Source organism: Protofrankia sp. CiP1_Cm_nod4 (genome assembly GCF_982290645.1).
The window spans coordinates 1214-3135 of sequence record NZ_CEVIVC010000266.1 but is presented as its reverse complement, the minus strand read 5'-3'; the positions used below and the strand labels follow the sequence as shown (position 1 = coordinate 3135).

The window sequence follows — 1922 nt, the reverse complement described above, 5'->3', positions numbered from 1 at the left end:
TTTCCCGGGACAGCGCGCAGTTGCCGTTGACGTCGGCGGTGTCAGCGAACCGGTACACCTACGCCAACGCCAACCCGCTGACGTACAGCGACCCCAGTGGTCATAACGCTGCTGTTATAGGCGGGGAGGTTGGGTGTGCGGTTGGTGGGCTGTTCGGGTGCGTGGTTGGTCTTGTAGCTGGTGCGGTTGTCACGGCGGCTGTGGCGTACGCGGCCGATCGGGCTATTGATCATGTTTTGGATCGGGGTGATTCACGGGGGGCATCGGTGCCGGCTGCTGTTCCGGCGGTGTCGTCGGTGTCGAGGCCGTGGGTGGATGGCTGGTCGGCGGGGGCTTCCCTGAGTGTGGCTCCGGCGCTGCCTGGGGGTGGGAGTCTGCCAGTTGGTGGCGGCTCATCGGGTGGGAGCACGGGTAAGTCGGGCGGGACTAGTGTCCTGAGTCTTAGATTTCTATTCTGATCGTATACTGGGTTATGCCTGGTCCGAGTGCCGTGCCGATCGAGCTGTCCACCGTGGAACGGGAGGTGCTGGAGGGCTGGACGCGGCGGCGTAAGACCGCGCAGGCGCTGGCGCAGCGTTCCCGGATCGTGCTGGCGTGCGCCGCTGGGGCGACGAACGCGCAGGTCGCGGCGGATCTCGGGGTCAGCCGGGTCACGGTGGCGAAGTGGCGGGACCGGTTCGCGGCTGACCGGTTGGAGGGGCTGTCGGACGAGCCGCGGCCGGGCCGGCCGCGCACCGTGTCCGACGTGAAGGTCGACGAGGTCATCACCAGGACGCTGGAGGAGAAACCGGCCAACGGCGACACCCACTGGTCGAGCCGGTCGATGGCCCGGGCATCGGGACTGTCGCAGTCGACGGTCTCGCGGATGTGGCGGGCGTTCGGGCTCAAACCGCACCTGGTCGAGACGTGGAAGCTCTCGACCGACCCGCAGTTCGTGGAGAAGGTCCGGGATGTCGTCGGCGTCTACCTCGACCCTCCCGAGAAAGCGATCGTGCTGTGCGTCGACGAGAAGTCGCAGATCCAGGCCCTGGACCGCACCGCGCCGGTCCTGCCGCTGATGCCGGGCACGCCGGAGCGGATGACCCACGACTACGTCCGCAACGGCACCACCAGCCTGTTCGCCGCGCTCGACCCGACGTCCGGGGCGGTGATCGCCCAGCACTACCGGCGCCACCGCGCCCAGGAGTTCTTGCGGTTCCTCAAACTGATCGACGCCTCGGTACCGACCAGCTACGACCTGCACCTGATCCTGGACAACTACGCCACCCACAAGACCCCGGCAGTGAAGAAGTGGCTGCTGCGCCACCCCAGGTTCCACCTGCACTTCACCCCCACCTCGTCCTCGTGGATGAACCTCGTCGAACGCTGGTTCGCCGAGCTGACCACCCGCAAGCTGCGCCGTTCGACGCACCGCTCCGTCGTCGAACTCGAAGCCGACATCCGCAAGTGGACCAACGCCTGGAACAAGGACCCGAAGCCGTTCATCTGGACCAAGACCGCCGACCAAATCCTCAAGACCCTCGCCGCCTACTGCGAACGAATTAACGACTCGGGACACTAGCGGGCGGGCTGTTCCGAAGACACGGGCGAAGCCGCCGCAGGTGAGGCCGGAGCCGCGGTCGCCGATTCCGGCGATTCTGGCGCCGGCGCCGGCACCGTTGCCGCCGGTGGGGGTGGTGTGGTCGTCGGCGTCGGCTATCGCCTCCCAGGCGGGCTGGTCGCCGCAGGGTGGGCCGTTCACTGTGCCGGCGTGTGCGTCGGGGAGCTGCGCGGATGGGCTGTCGGCGGCTGCTCGTGCGGGGGACGCCGGGCCGGGGATAACCGATTTCGCGGAGGCCAACTGCGCCGCCTCCGGGGGTGCGCAGCCGCTGGCGGGGGCGTGTATGCCGCCGCTGCCGGTGTTCCCCGCGGATCCGGCGGAA

At 68.3% G+C, this 1922-nt stretch carries 1 protein-coding gene; it reads left to right on the top strand.

Annotated elements, in window-relative coordinates:
* Window positions 1-472 precede the first annotated feature (472 nt).
* Window positions 473-1561: an IS630 family transposase gene (locus tag AC5LSR_RS23985; RefSeq protein ID WP_493465664.1), complete on the top strand. Its 1089-nt coding sequence runs from the start codon at window positions 473-475 to the stop codon at window positions 1559-1561.
* Window positions 1562-1922 lie beyond the last annotated feature (361 nt).

What these genes read in the sequence shown, in the direction of transcription:
- AC5LSR_RS23985 (WP_493465664.1), top strand. Translation starts at nt 473, where the DNA reads ATGCCTGGTCCGAGTGCCGTGCCGATCGAGCTGTCCACCGTGGAACGG.